Source organism: Treponema pallidum subsp. pallidum str. Nichols, from assembly GCF_000410535.2.
In the GTDB taxonomy this organism is placed as follows: Bacteria; Spirochaetota; Spirochaetia; order Treponematales; family Treponemataceae; genus Treponema; species Treponema pallidum.
In genome coordinates this window covers 98,702-111,772 of sequence record NC_021490.2, presented here as the reverse complement: position 1 = coordinate 111,772, position 13,071 = coordinate 98,702, and the positions used below count along the sequence as shown (strand labels likewise).

13 protein-coding genes are annotated in these 13,071 nt (G+C 53.9%); 5 read left to right on the top strand and 8 right to left on the bottom strand.

What is annotated here, in order from left to right:
- Positions 1–38: 38 nt before the first annotated feature.
- Entirely contained in the window at positions 39–2,012 is a 1,974-nt protein-coding gene (locus TPANIC_RS00500) for an ATP-dependent helicase (protein ID WP_010881551.1), read from the top strand.
- Between the two features lie 37 nt (positions 2,013–2,049).
- Here TPANIC_RS00500 and TPANIC_RS00495 read toward each other — a convergent pair whose 3' ends face one another.
- Both TPANIC_RS00495 and TPANIC_RS00490 read right to left on the bottom strand, forming a co-directional pair.
- The gene (locus TPANIC_RS00495; protein ID WP_010881550.1) at positions 2,050–2,844 is read right to left on the bottom strand and encodes a cytochrome c biogenesis protein CcdA; all 795 of its coding nucleotides are present in this window, start codon (positions 2,842–2,844) and stop codon (positions 2,050–2,052) included.
- Positions 2,837–3,439: a TlpA family protein disulfide reductase gene (locus TPANIC_RS00490; protein WP_010881549.1), complete on the bottom strand. Its 603-nt coding sequence runs from the start codon at positions 3,437–3,439 to the stop codon at positions 2,837–2,839. Before TPANIC_RS00490 ends, TPANIC_RS00495 begins: the two co-directional genes overlap by 8 nt.
- A gap of 194 nt (positions 3,440–3,633) precedes the next feature.
- On the opposite strand from TPANIC_RS00490, the gene TPANIC_RS00485 reads away from it, so the two are divergent.
- Positions 3,634–4,389 (top strand): UMP kinase, encoded by a 756-nt coding sequence (locus tag TPANIC_RS00485; RefSeq protein WP_010881548.1) that lies wholly within the window; start codon positions 3,634–3,636, stop codon positions 4,387–4,389.
- A 3-nt stretch (positions 4,390–4,392) separates the two neighbouring features.
- Positions 4,393–5,049, top strand: a complete 657-nt coding sequence (locus TPANIC_RS00480; protein WP_014342266.1) for a J domain-containing protein — start codon at positions 4,393–4,395, stop codon at positions 5,047–5,049.
- A 52-nt stretch (positions 5,050–5,101) separates the two neighbouring features.
- Here the strand turns inward: TPANIC_RS00480 and infA are convergent, their stop codons facing one another.
- Positions 5,102–5,320, bottom strand: coding sequence for a translation initiation factor IF-1 (infA, locus tag TPANIC_RS00475; protein WP_010881546.1), 219 nt, complete (start codon positions 5,318–5,320; stop codon positions 5,102–5,104).
- A 169-nt stretch (positions 5,321–5,489) separates the two neighbouring features.
- On the opposite strand from infA, the gene TPANIC_RS00470 reads away from it, so the two are divergent.
- Positions 5,490–5,852 carry a TraR/DksA family transcriptional regulator gene (locus TPANIC_RS00470; RefSeq protein ID WP_010881545.1) on the top strand — a complete coding sequence of 121 codons (363 nt, stop codon included), beginning with the start codon at positions 5,490–5,492 and terminating at the stop codon, positions 5,850–5,852.
- 73 nt (positions 5,853–5,925) lie between these two features.
- Here the strand turns inward: TPANIC_RS00470 and TPANIC_RS00465 are convergent, their stop codons facing one another.
- The 5 genes from TPANIC_RS00465 to TPANIC_RS00445 form a co-directional block, all read right to left on the bottom strand.
- Positions 5,926–7,872 (bottom strand): tetratricopeptide repeat protein, encoded by a 1,947-nt coding sequence (locus TPANIC_RS00465; RefSeq protein WP_010881544.1) that lies wholly within the window; start codon positions 7,870–7,872, stop codon positions 5,926–5,928.
- Positions 7,872–8,882, bottom strand: a complete 1,011-nt coding sequence (pta, locus tag TPANIC_RS00460; protein ID WP_010881543.1) for a phosphate acetyltransferase — start codon at positions 8,880–8,882, stop codon at positions 7,872–7,874. Before pta ends, TPANIC_RS00465 begins: the two co-directional genes overlap by 1 nt.
- A 137-nt stretch (positions 8,883–9,019) precedes the next feature.
- Positions 9,020–9,628 carry an anti-sigma factor family protein gene (locus TPANIC_RS00455; RefSeq protein WP_237249922.1) on the bottom strand — a complete coding sequence of 203 codons (609 nt, stop codon included), beginning with the start codon at positions 9,626–9,628 and terminating at the stop codon, positions 9,020–9,022.
- Positions 9,629–9,650: 22 nt separating this feature from the next.
- Positions 9,651–10,139 carry an RNA polymerase sigma factor gene (locus TPANIC_RS00450; protein ID WP_010881541.1) on the bottom strand — a complete coding sequence of 163 codons (489 nt, stop codon included), beginning with the start codon at positions 10,137–10,139 and terminating at the stop codon, positions 9,651–9,653.
- 70 nt (positions 10,140–10,209) lie between these two features.
- The gene (locus TPANIC_RS00445) at positions 10,210–11,772 is read right to left on the bottom strand and encodes a cysteine--tRNA ligase (RefSeq protein ID WP_010881540.1); all 1,563 of its coding nucleotides are present in this window, start codon (positions 11,770–11,772) and stop codon (positions 10,210–10,212) included.
- A gap of 181 nt (positions 11,773–11,953) precedes the next feature.
- Here TPANIC_RS00445 and TPANIC_RS00440 point away from each other — a divergent pair, with 181 nt between their 5' ends.
- A complete protein-coding gene (locus tag TPANIC_RS00440; RefSeq protein ID WP_010881539.1) occupies positions 11,954–13,018 on the top strand; it encodes a UDP-N-acetylmuramate dehydrogenase in 1,065 nt (354 codons plus the stop codon).
- Positions 13,019–13,071 lie beyond the last annotated feature (53 nt).

Genomic DNA, 13,071 nt, shown 5'->3' with positions numbered 1-13,071 from the left:
TTCTTTTTTCCGCCCTATTTTGCTACGCTTGTGCGTCTATGCTCTCTACACTTAATCCTGAGCAACGTCGAGCCGTTACCACACTTGAGGGACCGCTTCTCATTATCGCCGGCGCAGGCTCAGGGAAAACGCGCGTAATCACGGCGCGCATCGCGTATATGCTCGAATGCGGTATTCTGCAATCGCGCATTCTTGCACTGACCTTCACTAACAAGGCCGCACACGAGATGTCTGAACGTATTAAAGCTCTCACGGGCAAACCTTTACGCAACACGACCGTCAGTACTTTTCACGCTTTTGGCGTTACGATTTTGCGAGAACATATCCATGTTCTCGGCTGGAGGAAGAACTTTAGCATTTATGATGAAAATGATAAACGTGCTCTCATTCGCGAAGCAGCAAAGGAAGTACATCTCCTGCCAGAAGTTCTTGACACAAACTGCGTGAGCACGCTCTTTTCCGCTATTAAAATGCAGCGTAAGAACTTAAAAGAGCTACAGCACAAGGAACGTGCTCTTTGGCACGAATATCATACTGCGTTGAAATTATTTAATGCGGTAGACTTTGACGATTTGATCGTACTGCCAATCCAGATCTTCAGTGAATATCCTGATATCCTTGCTTCATATAAGAGTCGCTATCATTACATTTTAGTGGATGAATTCCAAGACACCAGTGCACAGCAGTACCGTTTAATGAAAATGCTCGCTACACAAAATATCTGTGTAGTAGGGGACGATGATCAATCAATTTATTCTTGGCGTGGAGCACACCACGACAATATTCTCTCTTTTGAAAAAGACTTCCCCTACGCCACAGAAATTACCTTAGAGCAAAATTACCGTTCCACCGGAACTATTTTGGCTGCCGCAAATGGCGTTATCGCACACAATACACAACGCAAGGAAAAGGCACTGTGGTCCGGTAACGATTCAGGAAAACCTATTGAAATCTTCAATCCCGAAACGGAACGTGATGAAGCAATCTTTATTGCAAACACGATTCTCGCAGAACAAATACGCGCATCCTATTCTTTCAGTAGTTTTGGAGTCCTACTCCGCACGAATAGTTTTATGCGCATAATTGAAGACGTATTTTTGCAAGAAAATATTCCATACCGTGTCTCAGGCGGCATGAGCTTTTTTCAGAGGAAAGAAATAAAGGATGTGCTCAGTTATCTGCGGGTAATTTCTAATCCTGACGACGATGTCAACCTATTACGCATCATTAATACCCCGAGGCGAGGAATTGGAAAAAAAACACTGCATCTAGTCTCCGACATTGCTAATACACAACAATGTTCCGTGTTCAATGCACTGAATCAAATTATCAATAAAACACATGCAGTCGATTTAAAAGAATCACATCGTACCGCTGTGGAAAATTTTCTCCAGCTCATTACCCAGGCGCGTACCCATCTACTTTCGGGGAAAAATCTTGCGTACAAGGTACGCAAATTTGTTGAAGACATTCAGTATTTTAATTACCTCATCCAAGAATTCCAAAAAAACGAACATGCCGCACGTTTTAAATTCTTGCAAATCGAACACTTAGTCGAATCCATCGAACACTGGGAACAGAGTTCAGAACACGGAAGCTTGTACGACTACCTAAACCGCGTTACGTTGCTAGCACGCGATAACGTCCAAAAAGAAACAGAGGGCGCTGTGTCGCTCATGACAATTCATGCGTCGAAGGGGCTGGAATTTCCCGTAGTGTTTATCGCCGGCGTGGAAGCGGGAACCATTCCACACGAACGAAGTATAGAAGAGGTTCACAGCATCGAGGAAGAACGACGCCTTTTCTACGTTGCAATTACCCGCGCAAAAGAGAAGTTGTACCTGACACACTGCCGCACAAGGAAACGCGGCGGAAAAAGGGAAGAGCGCACCGCCTCCCCCTTTCTGGACGAAATTCCCAAACACCTGGTGCGCGCCCATGCACCGGAAGGAAAAATAAGCGAGGAAGAGGTCACGCGGGCCTTCACACGCATCAAAAAACTATTTACGTGATGGCTACCCACCCGCACAGCCCCAAAGCCGCTCGCGCTCAAACCCCCTGGTACAAAAACCACTGCGCAAGAAGTGCCGCTATTTGCCGAAGAGGGGTTATTCCCCGCGTCGAGTATTCCTCTAACGCGAATCCTGCCCGTAGAAAAAGCCGACTGAGTGCCTGCAACCCCGACGTTAGCATCAGCAGTCCGAAAAAGACGATCAACATCCCGGAGGCGAGCTTTACTGCGTGCATGTGACTCTTTACCCACGCAAACACCCGCTCCGCACGTCCAAAAAAGATCCCTGCAAACACGAAGGGAAGTCCCAATCCCAGTGCATACACGGTCAGGAGCCCTGCTGCGTGGAGCAGCTGCCCAGAACTCGCCGCATAGAACAACAGAGAAGAGAGAATCGGCCCCACGCACGGAGTCCATCCCGTTGCGAACAGCAACCCAAAAAGATACGCACGAAACACACCCACCCGTCGCACCGTTGTGTGCATACGCCTTTCCACACGCAAAAACGGAACCACGTCGAAGATTGTGTTTAAGCCGAGGAGTATCACCCCCACGCCCGCTACACGCGTGAGCACAGTGAGCACACCCGCACCTGCAAGCTGCACCCCTCCGCTAAATACGATTGAAAACAACACAAAAACCGTCGTCAGTCCTAATACAAAAAAAACACTGCTGAGAAAAACCTGGAGCCGCGCCGCCCCCGCCCGGATAGAACCGAGCGATTCTCCCGAAATGAAAGAGACGTACGCCGGAATAAGCGGCAGGACGCAGGGACTGAGAAAAGAAAGCAACCCGGCCAAAAAGGAACCCACAACGCCGGGGACACTAGTCACGCGCCAGTTCCTTAAAGAGAGCCACTAGCTCTGGTTGGTCATACTCCACACTCCCGACAACCACTGCCACGATGCGCCCTGCCTTGTCCACAACATAAGTAGTTGGCAGACCACGGGAAGCAAAAACACTCCCCAAACTCCCCTCCTCGTCAAGATAGATAGGAAAGGTATGCTTTCCACGCGCGATAAAACTTTCCACCTGTTTTCTCGAGTCACCAACGTTGACCGCGACAATCTGAAAGTCATTCCCCCTCATAAGAGCCTGCATGCGATCCATAGACGGCATCTCCGCACGACAGGGCGGACACCACGTAGCCCAAAAGTTCAAAAGCGTCACCTTTCCCTTGAAAAGGCTAGGAACCAGTGCCTCCCCCTTCAAGGCCTTCGCATGAAAGTCACTAGAAAGGTCGAGCGGCTTGGGATACACAAAAAAACGGAAACGCTCGAGCGCCTTCAGCGAGCGGGAAGGTACATCCGCATTGTGCGCCACATCGGCGGCTTGTACGCAGGAAACACCCCACACCGCAAGCACCAGGACGGAACGGAACACAAGGGGGACCGCGCGTAAAGCACCGGTCGTACGGGAGCAACTCATGCACAGAGAACACTCACTAGACTACGGAGATACAGTTTTTACGTCGGTTTTTGCACAGAATACAAGAACTAGGAGTCTGTGTCGCCCGTGTAGAACACTCCATCGCCCCGTGCACGCTGGGACGCAATGCCAGATACACACAGGGCCTGGATCCAAAGGGTCTCTTTGCGTTACGATGCCGGCGAGAGGGTTTCATGGTCACCGTTCTGTCACTTGGAGGTTCCATCGTTGCGCCTGAGACGCCCGACATAGAGCTTCTCGGGCGGTTCGTTCGTTCCGTTCAACGGTACCTATACGAAGACGCCTCACGGAAGCTCATTGTCGTTTCAGGCGGTGGTGCACCTGCGCGCACTTATCAAAACGCCTATCGTGCGCTACGCCGGAGCCTGTCTTCTCCGGCCTGTGCGAAACCTGCGCACGAGGGCGATAATCAGGAAGACAGGGAGCTGTATGCCACGGCCGAACACGTTGAACTTGACTGGATTGGCATCATGGCTACGCGTTTGAACGCGCAGCTGCTCAAATCCCTTTTTGGAATCCTTTGTCCAAATCCGGTCGTGTATGACCCGACTGCGGCGAACGTTTTTTCAGGTCAGGTGCTCGTTGCTGCTGGTTGGAAACCGGGTTTTTCCACCGACACCGACGCTGTGCTCCTTGCAGAGCGTTATTCTGCAAAGACGGTTATTAACCTTTCCGACGTTGCGCATGTGTACACGGGGGATCCTCGTTCAGACAAGGATGCGAAGGCGCTCACATCCCTCTCCTGGGATGATTTCCTCCTCCTTGTCGACAAGGAGTGGGTACCGGGCAGCCATGTCCCCTTTGACCCAGTCGCTAGTGTCCGGGCAAAAAAGTCGGGAATTCAGGTCATTTGCGCAACAGGGCGTGACTTACCGAATTTGGAGCGCATCCTGAACAGGCAAGAGTTCGTGGGGACCACCATTGGGTAAACGATGAGCGAGCGCACTGTTCCTGACCATTACGCCATACTGGGCGTTGCTGCCGATGCTTCTGAGGAACACATTAAGAAAGCTTTTCGCGCGCAGGCGCTTAAGTATCATCCGGATAAAAATCCGGGCGACGCGTGTGCGGAGGACCAGTTTAAAAGGATCAACGCAGCTTACGCCGTCCTCTCTGACCGTGCATCACGCGCACGCTACGATGCCGAACGCGCAGGTGGCGCATTTTGGTCCTCGCGTGCAGGACGCGACGCCTCAGAGGGCTTTGGCGCTTGGACCTCAGGTACGGACGACAAGGCAGGAGCGCGCACCCGCTACACACACACGCACGGTCCCTGGAGAGGGCACGCGCGGGAAACCGAACACTTCGAGGGATGGTACACTTTCTTCGGTGGTTTTCCTGGAAATGGGTGGAGTTATTGGAGCAGTGCAGACGCTCCGCCCGATCCGGCGGGTCCTACCGCGCGCACGGGCTCCAGGAAAGACGGGGCGCGCCTTCTCATTCAGGGAGCGGCGCTCGTCCTCCTGGCTCTATTCGGGCTACGCTTCTTTTTAGTATTTGGCTTCTTCGGGATCGCATTCAGCGTGTCCTGCCTGGCGCGCGGAGTGCACACCCTGAGGGCAGGACTCTCAATCCTCCTTGAAGGATGAGCAACCCCGCTGCTAAAGAGGAGCAAGCACCTCTCTCCTGCGAGAGAGGAATCTAACGCTCACGAAACATAATTCTGCCGCGGGAGAGGTCGTAGGGTGAGAGCGCGACCTTCACCGAGTCTCCGGGCACGATACGGATGTAGTGCTTGCGCATCCGACCTGAAAGATACGCAAGGATCTCGTGCCCATTCTGCAATTGCACTCTAAAGGTGGTGTTCGGCAGCGCTTCCTTAACCACTCCGTCCACCTCGATTGCTTCTTCTTTCGTCACTGACCCTCCACGTGCACCGGACGCAACCTGCCGGGCAGAACATTGCCTTTTCCCTCCATCGTCCGTATAATGGACGGAGCGGTCCCTCCAGCAGTCTACGCTCTAGGTCGGGTGCTGTCAATCAGACTGGTGGGTGCCGGGTACGTTGTACCGCATACAGGAGTGTCAGGTGGATCAGTCGTTTGTTGAGGAAATGAAAGTGAGCTTAGTAGAGCGCAAGCGCTCGCTTGCGCGTTCGCTGACAACCAACAATGAAGATTTTCAAGCGATTGTCGCCGGGGTGGACCCTAAGGATTCTGCCGATATTGCCTCTGATGACATGGATCGTAAGATGCTCGAGTCTTTGAGCGCAAAGGATCTCAGATGTCTACAACAGATCGAGTCTGCGCTTTTGCGTATCGAACAGGGACGCTACGGGAAATGCGCCGATTGCGGCGAATCTATCCCCGAGGATCGGCTGCGCGCCATCCCCTACTCGCTCATGTGCATTGAGTGCCAAAGCGCGCGTGAGTCAAAGCGGCGTGCCTTTTAGGGTGCGCCACGCTCCGAACGTGGCTAGCTCGTTTCCCTCTTGGGGGATTGGTCAGGAAGAAGCGCGCCCATGCCTAGGCCCGGCTACTCGCCAGCGCGTAGGCCTTTGCCAGGAGCTCGCTCGCTGCGGTGTAGCCTGGTTGCTGTTCTAGGACCGCGCGGAGTGTGCGGATTGCCGCGTTGATGCGTCTTGTGTGTAAGCACAGCACCCCTTCAATCAGGCGTGATTCCACGCTCGTCCCAAACGCGTTGCACGCAGCGCGGAGCAGCCTTAGCCCTGCGTCTGCCTGCCCCATCTTGTCAAGACAGTATACCAAGTTGTGCAGTAAAACCCGCTCGTCCGGTCTCTGACGTAAGAGCGCCCGGTAGATAATTGCAGCCTGCCTGTACTGGCCGGCTTTTTTACGCGCAAACGCAAGGCGAGTACCCCAAAAACCCCCTCGCTCACCCGAGGCGAGCAACTCGATGTGGTCCGCCGCTTCGGACCACCGTTCTGTTCTCTCAAGAAAGGCTATAAAATCCTTGCGGATAACCCGATTGTCCCTCCAGCGGGACAGGTACGCTCCATACTGGGTGTACGCGCGCGCGTCGTCGCAGAGCGCCTCGTAGCAGGCGATCAGTCCCACGCACGCTTCTTCGTCCTCTGCATCCAGAAGAAGGGTTTTTTCATACCAGCGAAGTGCGAGATCTGCCATTCCCAGTCGCACATACGTTACCCCAAGAGCATTGAACAAAAGCTGATCGGCCTTCCCTCCACGCGCAAGTTCTTGCAGATGCGGTAACACCTCCTCGGGAGGATTGCTCAAATGGGCAGCTGTAATCACCCGGTAGTAGTAGCAATCCTGCGCGTCGCACCCTGCGCCTTCTGCACGTCTGATTGCCTTTGCCAGCTCTTGCCAGCGCCTCGCTTCCTGCAAACACACCATAAGACCATAATGCGGATAACAATTTTTCGGTTCTATTTTCATCGCACGCGTGTAGTGGTTCAAAGCCACGTTCACGCGCCCCGCACGCCGGTGAACCTCTGCCATTAGCAGGTGAATTTCTACAGAACCCCCAAAAGTTTTCAGGTATAAATGCGCTGCAGAAGCGGCACGAGCCCACGCCCCCTCCTCCATGTGCTTGCGCACGGCGCCCATCACTAGAAAACGATCCGAAATCTGATCACGCTCGATGGAAACACCCAACGTCGACAGCAACGCTGCCGCCTGCGACAGACACCCCATTTCTACAAGCATGGCCGCTTCGTACCACTTGAGGGCAGGATCGTGCGGCGCAAATGCGCTTGCTGCACGATACTGGGTAAGCGCTTCAGGAAAATGTTTCAAAGAACGAAACGCGTGCGCCAAGTATAAACGTGGCGCAACCCCGTCTACATCCTGATTAATCAGAAACGTAAACATCTGACGCGCAAGATCTGCGCTCCCCCGTTTTAGATGCTGCACTGCTTCTACAAAAAGCGAATTCAAATACCCTGCGTTCAAACGCTTATTGTCTGGATACTGCGCAAGTGCTTGCTCAAACACCATGCGCGCTGCACGCGGCTTCTTACTCCGCAGATAGGCGAGTCCTAACAGCGCCTGCGCCCCAAGAGAGGCAGGATTTTCTCGTACACTGCGCCGAAGCGCTGCAACCGCATACCCCCCCTGATGCAGTGCAAGATAGCTCCTTCCCAAAAAGAACCAACCTGCGCCGTCGCGCGGCACGCGCCTAGAATACACAGTAGCGTACGCTACCGCGCGCGCATACTGCCTTTGTGCGTGGTATGCACGCGCAAGATACAAATAAATCTCAGGATACGCGTCCTGCGTACCATCCCCACCGTGCGCGTGCGACTCAGACGACCCCTCATTCCACTCTTCCTGTGCCCCCCTCTCATACACCGCACCGCCATCTGGGTGATGACATCCTTCTGCCTTTCCTGAAGCGGCAAGCTCTTCAAGAATACGGATAGCACGCGCATAATCTCGGACGCTCCCTGCACGGACTGCCTCACGTATACGCGCCTGGGTGGACGTCATTAGCGTCCATTCGATTGCACAAGTGTGACTGCACAAGCGGCGACGATATCTTCAACCGAGCACCCACGCGAGAGATCAGACAGTGGTTTTGCAAAACCTTGCAGGAAAGGTCCGTATGCATCCGCATCTGAAAGGCGCTGGACAAGCTTGTACCCAATATTACCCGAAGAAAGATCGGGAAACACGAGTGTGTTCACCTTTCCCGTAATAGGACTGTGAGGCGCTTTTTTTTCGGTAATCTTAGGTACGAGCGCAGCATCGAGCTGCAATTCCCCATCGAAGGTAAAGTCCACCCGCCGTTCGTGTAGAATCCTGACTGCCTCACGTACACGCAGGATATTCTCGTCACTATCACCTCCTGATCCTTTAGTAGAGTAGGAAAGAAGTGCGACAGTCGGTTCCTCTCCAATGAAGGTGCGGCAGCTTTCTGCAGCAGAGCAGGCGATATCAGCCAACTGTTCTGCGGTGGGAGTGGGGATCACTGCACAGTCTGAAAAAATAAATAGACCACGTGTTCCTCCCAGACGGGGGTTATTAGTATCCATAACGAAGCAGGAAGAGGCAGTTTTAACACTCGGAAGGGTTCCGATGATGGTGAGGCCTGCACGAAGAACGCGCGCGGTAGTGTTTTCTGCACCGGCAACCATGGCATCTGCGTGACCTTGGTCAAGCATCATAGCAGCGAAACGCAGAGGATCGCGCATATCCTCTGCAGCCTGGGCAAGACTTATTCCTTTGTGTTTTCGCTTCTGAAAATAACGTTCTGCGAACTGATCTCTGTGCTTGCTAACGCTCGGATCGATGACGACCATGTCGGTAAGGTCGATACCGCACCTGTCTGCGGTGTTTTTGATATCACGCTCGCATCCGACAAGAAAAACTTTTGCGGCTATGTTTCTGAACACAATCAAACGGGCGGCTTCGAGCGTACGCTGCTCGCAGGCCTCAGGAAGCACGAGTCGTTTTTGCGCAAGCACAGCACGCCGCTGCATTGATTCAACGAAGGTCATAGACATTCTCCTTATGGCTACCTGACAAGCAGGTCAATCAAGTTTGCAGACAGGAACACCCAACGATCAGAACGGTTTGAAAAGAACAGGAAACACGTCCGCGCGGGCGCATTATTTTTACTACACATTTGCCTGGATTATGGGGAAAAGAACTGCGCTTTTGAAGCATTGAGCACATAGGAAGGCACAGGAATAACCGATAGCCTCACCGGCACTGTTTCCATTTCATACGCAGGATCTGAGCCATACAACTGCGCAAACGCACAGACGGTGAACACCGCAGCTGGTTTGCGCAGCACGTTGGAATTCGCACTAACGGCAGGACCAAACACTTTCACACCGCGCGCGTACCCAACAGGGGCGCGAACACGCATAGGTACAATGGGGGTAAAACTCGCCTCACCCGCACGGGATACAGGACGCCTTTCAACAATATGAGTAAGCAACAGGGTGCATACACATAAAGATGCGACCGCCACAGCGAGTGCCGCAGCACGGACCGGTCCTGCAGCAGAAAGAGGAGAGGAACGTGCCTGCCACCACGGCCTCGGCATACAGGAAGCGACACGGTGACGCACGCGCAAATATGGAAAAGCCATTGTAAAATCACGGGAAGAAACGCGATCAGCATGCTTGACAAGACTCCGCATGGCGCGATAGTGCGCCACACACGTGGCACAGTGTGTGCAACCCTGCAGATGCGCGCACATCTCACGGCGTTGCAGTTGCGAACCTTCTCCGTCCACATAAGCACACCAAGCAGCACAATCAGGACAGGTACGCATCCGTCTCTCCTAAATACTTCGCTAATCGTTCGCGCGCTCTGAACACCCTCACCTTTACATTCCCCTCGCTGATGCCCAGGATACGTCCGATCTCCTTGTAGTTTAAGTCCCCATACTCGCGCAACTGCAAAACCACACGGAGGTGCTCGGGCAGTCGATCTAAGGCCGCGCGCACCTGCTCAATCGTCTCTATTCTTAACAAGCGAAGCTCACCGGTATCCGGCTCGCACACATGCTCGCGCGACGCTTGCTCACAAGAATGACGCTCACGTACACGACGCTTAGCGTAATTTAACGAGGCATTTTTCACCACGCGGATCAACCAATACTTTGCGTCCGACAGAGACGGAAACTCCATCCTCTTTTCTGTCATTGCAATGAAGGCATCATGGCAGAGCCCCTCAGCGATGTCCTCCTCGCGCACCACGTTGTACGCTACGCGGTAGAGCACTGGCACAAGCTGCTCGTACATGAGCTTAAAATCTGCATCATCCTGTGCTCTTAAAAGCTCCTGCTCATGCAACAATGTATCTCCCAAAATGTTACACGCGCTTCCAAATAGTCCCAAGATGGGTGTCTTCAAGTTCAATCCCTTCAGCCTTCAACTGCCGACGGATCTCATCTGCACGGGGAAAATCACGCGTTTGGCGTGCATGTGCACGCGCACGCACCAACTGTCCAATCCACTCCTCACTCGGTAAAGGACGCTGCGGCAACGTATCGCCAGCAGGAACCTGCGCAGATAGCGATGCGGTCGCTTCCTGTATTATGCCTAACCCTAGCACTGTATCCGCCACCTGGAGTGCCGAAACACACAGCGATGGCGGCACCGAGGTATCACGCACCAATTTTTGTAAGGCGCTCAGAGCACGTGGCGTAGAAAAGTCATCCTCCAACGCAGCACGAAAGTCAGTTAAGAGCAGCTCAGATTCTGATGCGCGCGATTCACACACCCTTTCTGCGGCACACTCTGCACTAGTGCCGCGCACGCTGCCTGTAGTTGCTCGAGCAGCGTCCACTACACGCGCCACTCGCCGCACAAAACTCCGTCGGGCGGCACGCGCCGTTTTTAGCGCATCCCAAGAAAAAGCAAGTTGCGTGCGATACTGTCCACTCAACAAAAAGAAGCGAAAATCAGCTGGCTGAAAGCCACGCTCCTGCAGCGAAGAAAGCGTCAAAAACTGCCCACAGGACTTGGACATTTTAGAAAAAGACGACACCACCGAACTGCCCATATCCGCATGTACTGCGCGCTTTTGCAGCTGCATCAGCAAGAACTCGTGGTGTAACCAGTACCTCACCCAGGGTGCACCAGTAATTGCTTCACACTGAGCACGCTCGTTACGGTGATGCACACGAATATGATCCACCCCTCCGATGTGGATGTCGCAACGTGGTCCTAAAAACTTCATGCTCATTGCAGAACACCCGATGTGCCACCCGGGGTACCCCCGCCCCCACGGAGAATCCCACGTCAACGCATGACGCACAAATTTACTACGGGTAAACCACAGCACAAAATCACGTGCATCACGCTTATGCGTATCGTGTGCCACCCGCGCGCGCGCCGCATCCTCTCCTTCCTGAACATCTTCTACCGCGGCAGAACCGAAGCTTTCGTAGCTAGGAAAGGATCGCACATCAAAATACACGTTCCCTCCTGCACAGTACGCGTGCCCACGCGCGAGCAATTGCTCGATAAACGCGATCATATCCTGGATACAATCGCTGGCATTACAGACAATGGACGGCTCTTCAATACCGAGCAGTGCAGTATCGCGGAAAAAGGCTGCGCGATAGTGCGCTGCAACCTGCAACACCGAGTGGCCATGCGCCTGTGCGCTCCTTACCAGCTTATCCTCACCACTGTCTGCGTCACTTTCTAAATGCCCAACGTCGGTAATATTCATAACGTAGGTGACGCGGTATCCAAGAAAGTGCAAGGTACGTCGAACCGTATCCTGAAAAACGTATGCGCGCAGATTCCCCAGATGGGGATAATTGTACACCGTAGGCCCACAACCGTAGAGACGCACGTGCCCGTGCTCCCAGGGTTGAAAGTGCTCTTGCTGACGAGTAAGGGTGTTGTATACGCGCAAGGCCATGTGCGCCCCTTCGAAGTTTCTCCCAACCGGGCGCAGAACACGTGCGGACCACGCCCAGCCCCATTGTCGCGCAAACGCCTTTGCCCGCCTGCGCTTCAGTCTACCCTCCCTCGAAACGCAAAGAAGGCCAAGACCGCGCCATTGTAGCATAAGCGCGTGAAATCGTATATGTTTTCTGTCCATGTCCGCGCACCGGATACGCGCGCGTCGGATCACGCGCCGTAACGTCCCACTTGCAGAGCGATGTTCTTTCCGCATTGGTGGCGCTGCGCAGTTTTGGGCGGAGCCGCGCTCCTGCACACAGCTGCGCGCGCTTATTGAGGAAGCGCAGCGCGCACGCATTCCGCTGTCCCTTATTGGGGGAGGCTCTAACGTGTTAATCGCAGACGAGGGCGTACCGGGTCTGATGTTGAGCCTTCGTCGCTTTCGCAGTCTACACACCCAAACACAGCGCGATGGCTCAGTGCTCGTACATGCAGGCGCGGGGTTACCTGTGGCCGCCCTCCTGGCCTTTTGTGCCCATCACGCTCTACGCGGGCTTGAGACCTTTGCAGGGCTGCCTGGTAGTGTCGGTGGTGCCGCGTACATGAACGCCCGATGTTATGGGCGTGCAATCGCAGATTGCTTTCACTCTGCGCGCACGCTCGTACTTCACCCCGTGCGTTCGCGCGCAAAAGAACTGCCAGAGGTGAGAAAAAACGCACAAGACAAAAGAGGGGAATGTCTTGGCCTCGACGGCGGACCGTTTACCTGCAGCAGTTTTCAGACCGTCTTCGCGCGCGCGGGGGATTGGGGCTACAAGCGCTCTCCTTTCCAGAGTCCTCACGGTGTTGAACTCCATGCAGGAAGGCGTCTTATCCTCTCGCTGTGTGTACGTCTCACTCCCGGCAATCCGGCGCAGATTAGGAAGCACATGCAGGAGAAGATTGCCGATCGTATTTCAAAGGGGCAGTTTCGCTTTCCGTCAGCAGGCAGCGCGTTTAAAAACAACCCAGCTTTTGGTAAACCGTCTGGCATTCTCATAGAAGAGGCAGGTTTACGGGGCACCTCCTGTGGGGCTGCGCAGGTAGCACCCTGGCATGGAAATCTCATTATCAATACGGGGAATGCCACCGCACATCAGGTGCGCACACTCTTGCGCGTCGTTCGGCAACGCGTGTTTGAAACACACGGAGTGTGGCTCGAACGGGAAATCATTTTTTCTGGAGAATCTGTGAGGATGACTTCCAGTTCGCGAGACTCATGAGGCGGGCACCTGTGCACTGCAAGACGTACGGGTTGTCTTGTAAACAGAGCATA

Bases quoted from the DNA above. Each gene is read 5' to 3' on its own strand.
- TPANIC_RS00440 (WP_010881539.1), top strand. From the start codon at position 11,954: ATGTCCGCGCACCGGATACGCGCGCGTCGGATCACGCGCCGTAACGTC.
- TPANIC_RS00450 (WP_010881541.1), bottom strand. From the start codon at position 10,139: ATGTACGAGCAGCTTGTGCCAGTGCTCTACCGCGTAGCGTACAACGTG.
- TPANIC_RS00480 (WP_014342266.1), top strand. From the start codon at position 4,393: ATGAGCGAGCGCACTGTTCCTGACCATTACGCCATACTGGGCGTTGCT.
- TPANIC_RS00465 (WP_010881544.1), bottom strand. From the start codon at position 7,872: ATGACGTCCACCCAGGCGCGTATACGTGAGGCAGTCCGTGCAGGGAGC.
- TPANIC_RS00445 (WP_010881540.1), bottom strand. From the start codon at position 11,772: ATGGCCTTGCGCGTATACAACACCCTTACTCGTCAGCAAGAGCACTTT.
- pta (WP_010881543.1), bottom strand. From the start codon at position 8,882: ATGACCTTCGTTGAATCAATGCAGCGGCGTGCTGTGCTTGCGCAAAAA.
- TPANIC_RS00500 (WP_010881551.1), top strand. From the start codon at position 39: ATGCTCTCTACACTTAATCCTGAGCAACGTCGAGCCGTTACCACACTT.
- TPANIC_RS00485 (WP_010881548.1), top strand. From the start codon at position 3,634: ATGGTCACCGTTCTGTCACTTGGAGGTTCCATCGTTGCGCCTGAGACG.
- TPANIC_RS00490 (WP_010881549.1), bottom strand. From the start codon at position 3,439: ATGAGTTGCTCCCGTACGACCGGTGCTTTACGCGCGGTCCCCCTTGTG.